At 66.2% G+C, this 4,802-nt stretch carries 3 protein-coding genes; all 3 read left to right on the forward strand.

What is annotated here, in order from left to right:
* A partial coding sequence (locus IV091_RS14750) for an NADP-dependent isocitrate dehydrogenase (RefSeq protein WP_293470014.1) occupies positions 1 to 1,508 on the forward strand: 1,508 nt, incomplete at its 5' end.
* A 439-nt stretch (positions 1,509 to 1,947) separates the two neighbouring features.
* Positions 1,948 to 2,511: a DUF2760 domain-containing protein gene (locus IV091_RS14755; protein ID WP_293470015.1), complete on the forward strand. Its 564-nt coding sequence runs from the start codon at positions 1,948 to 1,950 to the stop codon at positions 2,509 to 2,511.
* Positions 2,508 to 4,352 (forward strand): Hsp70 family protein, encoded by a 1,845-nt coding sequence (locus IV091_RS14760; protein WP_293470016.1) that lies wholly within the window; start codon positions 2,508 to 2,510, stop codon positions 4,350 to 4,352. The genes IV091_RS14755 and IV091_RS14760 overlap by 4 nt, the downstream gene beginning before the upstream one ends.
* Positions 4,353 to 4,802: the final 450 nt, after the last annotated feature.

Below are 4,802 nucleotides of genomic sequence, written 5' to 3' on the forward strand. Positions count from 1 at the left end.
CCTACAAGACCGGCGTGATGTTCTCGCTGCACGTCAAGGCCACGATGATGAAGGTATCGCACCCCATCGTGTTTGGCCACTGCGTGAAGATTTTCTACAAGGATGCCTTTGCCAAGCACGGCCAGCTGTTTGACGAGCTGGGCGTGAACGTGAACAACGGCATGGCCAGCCTGTACGAGAAAATCGCCACCCTGCCGCAAAGCAAGCAGGACGAGATCAAGCGCGACCTGCACGCCTGCCACGAAGGCCGCCCCGAGCTGGCCATGGTGGACTCGGCCAAGGGCATCACCAACTTCCACTCGCCCAACGACATCATCGTGGACGCCTCCATGCCCGCGATGATCCGCAACGGCGGCAAGATGTGGGGCGCCGATGGCCGCCTGAAGGACGTCAAGGCCGTGATGCCCGAGTCGACCTTCGCCCGCATCTACCAGGAGATCATCAACTTCTGCAAGTGGCACGGCGCCTTCGACCCCAAGACCATGGGCACCGTGCCCAACGTCGGCCTGATGGCCCAGCAGGCCGAGGAATACGGCTCGCACGACAAGACGTTCGAGATTGCCGAAGACGGCGTGGCCAACATCACCGACCTGGCCACGGGCGAAGTGCTGCTCTCGCAGAACGTGGAAGCCGGCGACATCTGGCGCATGTGCCAGGTCAAGGATGCTGCGATCCGCGACTGGGTCAAGCTGGCCGTGAACCGTGCCCGCAACTCCGGCATGCCGGTGGTGTTCTGGCTCGATGCCTACCGTCCGCACGAGGCCCAGCTGATCACCAAGGTCAAGATGTACCTGCATGAGCACGACACCACCGGCCTGGACATCCAGATCATGAGCCAGGTGCGCGCCATGCGCTACACGCTGGAGCGCGTGATCCGCGGTCTGGACACCATCAGCGCCACCGGCAACATCCTGCGCGACTACCTGACCGACCTGTTCCCCATCATGGAACTGGGCACCAGCGCCAAGATGCTGTCCATCGTGCCCTTGATGGCCGGCGGCGGCATGTATGAAACCGGCGCTGGCGGCTCGGCGCCCAAGCATGTGCAGCAGCTGGTCGAGGAAAACCACCTGCGCTGGGACTCGCTGGGCGAGTTCCTGGCGCTGGCCGTGTCGCTGGAAGACCTGGGGCTCAAGACCGGCAACAGCAAGGCCAAGATCCTGGCCAAGACGCTCGACGACGCCACCGGCAAGCTGCTCGACAACAGCAAAGGCCCTTCGACCCGCACCGGCGAACTCGACAACCGTGGCAGCCATTTCTACCTGGCGATGTACTGGGCGCAGGCGCTGGCAGAGCAGACCGAAGACAAGGACCTGCAGGCGCATTTCGCGCCGCTGGCCCAATCGCTGGCAGACCACGAAGCCCAGATCGTGGCCGAGTTGAAGGCGGTGCAGGGCAAGCCGGTCGACATTGGCGGCTACTACTTGCTCGACGCCAAAAAGGTCGATGCCGTGATGCGCCCAAGCGCCACGTTCAATGCGGCACTGAGCGCAGCGCAGGCCGCCTGATTGCTTCTAATTCAATAGCAATCAGAACCCGCCAGGCTTGGACCAACAGTCTGTTTGGCGCTAGCCCCCAGAAAAATGGCACCCGAAGGTGCCTTTTTTTTCGGCTGCTTTCGGGAGCCCCGCGGTGGGCCTGGGCGGACGTGCCGGAATCAAGGAACTTGCTATTAATTAAATAGCTATAGATGTAAACCTGACAGGCGCAAGAGGCGCTTTTACATCTAAAAACTACCCCCTGCAACGCAAGGGAACGTTTTTCTATGGACAATAGAGTTTTGCCGCCAGGCGCCAGCGCGCAAAGCCCTTGCGGCCGATAACCGAAGGCGCCCCGGCGCAAGGCCCGCAGCCGACAAGGCCGGCGCTGCTGCCCGCCTTCTGCTTTCTTTTTAGCCCTCCCCCTTTTCATGTTCGGCCCCCTGGCCGACGCCATCAGGAGCCATTGATGACCGACGCTACCCCTTCCACCCCTTCCTTTTTCAAGCGCATTCCGATTGCCTTTGGCGCTTTTTTCAGCATTCTGTCGGACCCCGGCTATGCCGCCCGCGTGCTGGGGCTGCGCCATGCGCCAGCGCCCATGCCGACACCCGCAGCCGCGCCCACTCCGGTCCCCGCTCCGCGAAAGGAAGCCACGCCCGACGCGGCCCTGCAGCTGCTGGCCCTGCTGCAGCGCGACGCGCGCCTGATCGACTTCGTCCAGGAAGACCTGAGCGGCTACAGCGACGCCGAGATCGGCGGGCCGGCGCGGCTGGTGCATGAAGGCTGCGCCAAGGTGCTGCGCGAGCATTTCACGCTGGCGCCGGTACGGCCTGAAGCCGAAGGCAGCCGCCTCACGCTGAATCAGGGCTTTGACGCCCGCGCCATCCGCCTGACCGGCAACGTGGTGGGCCAGGCGCCGTTCCAGGGCGCCTTGAGCCACCGCGGCTGGCGCGCCACCGAGGTGAAATTGCCCAAGCTGGCCGAGGGCCATGACGCCAGCGTGCTGGCCCAGGCCGAGGTGGAACTGTGAGCGAGCCGCGTTATTCCATCGGCATTGACCTGGGCACCACGCACTGCGCGCTGGCCTATGTGGACTTGGCCGCCAGCGAAGGCGAGAACACCCGCTACGGCGTGCTCGATATACCGCAGCTGACCGCGCCGGGCGCGCTTGAAAGCCTGCCGCTGCTGCCGTCCTTTTTGTACCTGCCGCACGCCAGCGAACTGGCGGCCGGCGACCTGACGCTGCCCTGGGCCGCCGACCAGGATTTTGCGGTGGGCGAGCTGGCGCGCACGCGCGGCGCGCAGACGCCGATTCGCCTCGTGTCGAGTGCCAAAAGCTGGCTCTGCCACCCCGGCGTGGACCGGCGCGCGACGATCTTGCCGCACGACGCGCCGCCCGAAGTGGCGCGCATCTCGCCGCTTGAAGCCTCGACCCGCTACCTGGCCCACCTGCGGCGCGCCTGGGACGCAGCCCACCCCGACGCGCCGTTTGACCAGCAGGACGTGACCGTCACGATTCCGGCGTCGTTCGACCCGGCCGCGCGCGAACTGACCGCCGAAGCGGCCCGTGCCGCCGGTTACCCCACCTTGAGCCTGCTGGAAGAACCGCAGGCCGCGCTCTACAACTGGATCCAGGCCAGCGCCGGCCGCTGGCGCAAGGACGTCAAGCCGGGCGACATCATCCTGGTGATTGACCTGGGCGGCGGCACCAGCGACTTTTCATTGATTGCGGTGCTGGAACGCGGCGGCCAGCTGGAGCTCCACCGCGTGGCGGTGGGCGACCACATCTTGCTGGGCGGCGACAACATGGACCTGACGCTGGCGCATGTGGTGGCGCGCAAGCTGGCGGCCGAAGGCAAGGAGCTGGATGCGTGGCAAATGCGCGCGCTCAACCACGCCTGCCGCGCCGCCAAGGAAGCGCTGCTGAGCGACGCCGCGCTGCCCGCGCAGGCCATCGTGGTGCCAAGCCGGGGCGCCAGACTGATAGGCGGCGCGATCCGCACCGAGCTGACGCAAGCCGAGGTGCGGGGCACCATCCTGGAAGGCTTCTTTCCGCACGTGGACGCCAGCGCCCGCCCGGCCAGCCGCACCCGCGGCGGCCTGACGCAGCTGGGCCTGCCCTACGCGCAGGACGCCGGCGTGACGCGCCACCTGGCCGCGCTGCTGGGGCGCCAGGCCGGCGCCACGGCCGAGCTCGAAGGCTTTGCCGGAAAGGTGGATGCCAACGCCCGCTTGCTGCACCCGACCGCCGTGCTGTTCAACGGCGGCGTGTTCAAGTCCAGCGTGCTGACCGAGCGCACGCTGGCCACGCTGAACGGCTGGCTGGCAGAAGAAAACGCCGAGCCGGCCCGCATGCTGGCCGGCGCCGACATGGACCTGGCGGTGGCGCGCGGCGCGGCCTATTACGGCTATGTGCGGCGCGGCCAGGGCGTGCGGATTCGCGGCGGCACGGCGCGCGCCTACTACGTCGCCATCGAGTCGGCCATGCCCGCGATTCCGGGCTTTGAGCCGCCGGTGCAGGCGCTGTGCATTGCGCCGTTCGGCATGGAAGAAGGCACCGATGCCGACCTGCTGGCGCAGGAATTCGGCCTGGTGGTCGGCGAGCCGGTGCACCTGCGCCTGCTGGGCTCGTCGGTGCGGCGGCAGGACCAGCTGGGCACCCTGCTGGGCGCCTGGCAACCCGACGAGCTGCAGGAACTCGGCGAGATCCAGGCCACGCTGCCCGCCGAAGGCCGGCAGGCCGGCGAGGTGGTGCAGGTCAAGCTGCGCGCCGTGGCCACCGACACCGGCACACTGGAGCTGACCGCCGTGGCGACCCAGGGCGGCGAGCACTGGAAGGTGGAATTTGACGTGCGCGGCCAAAGCGATTGATCCTGGCGTTTTGGCTTTGGCTTCGGCTGTTGGCATTCATCCCCCACCCGTCCTGGCTGGGCCTGTGATGACACGGAAAAGCGGGATCAGGGCGAGCGATTGTCTGAGCGCAACGCAGTGAAGCGAGTTCGAGCTCGACCCCCGCTTTTTCGGGGCAGCACAGGTTGCCCGAAGCGCAGCGCAGGGACCCAGACTGCGGGTCGCCTTTCTTTGCTTACTTTCTTTGGCGAAGCAAAGAAAGTGAGTCGCCTGCCGGGCGAATCCGGCCAGCCCAACAAAATAGAGTGAACCAGGCTATGAATAAAAAGCCCAAGCCAGCCCCTCACTACATCGTCGGCATAGACCTAGGCACCACCCACACCGTCGTCGCCTATGCCCGCCCGGGCAAGACCCAGCAAGCCATAAAACTGCTGCAGATCGAGCAACTGGTGGCACCCGGCCAAGTCGCCG

This window comes from Polaromonas sp. (assembly GCF_018780625.1).
In the GTDB taxonomy this organism is placed as follows: domain Bacteria; phylum Pseudomonadota; class Gammaproteobacteria; order Burkholderiales; family Burkholderiaceae_C; genus Polaromonas.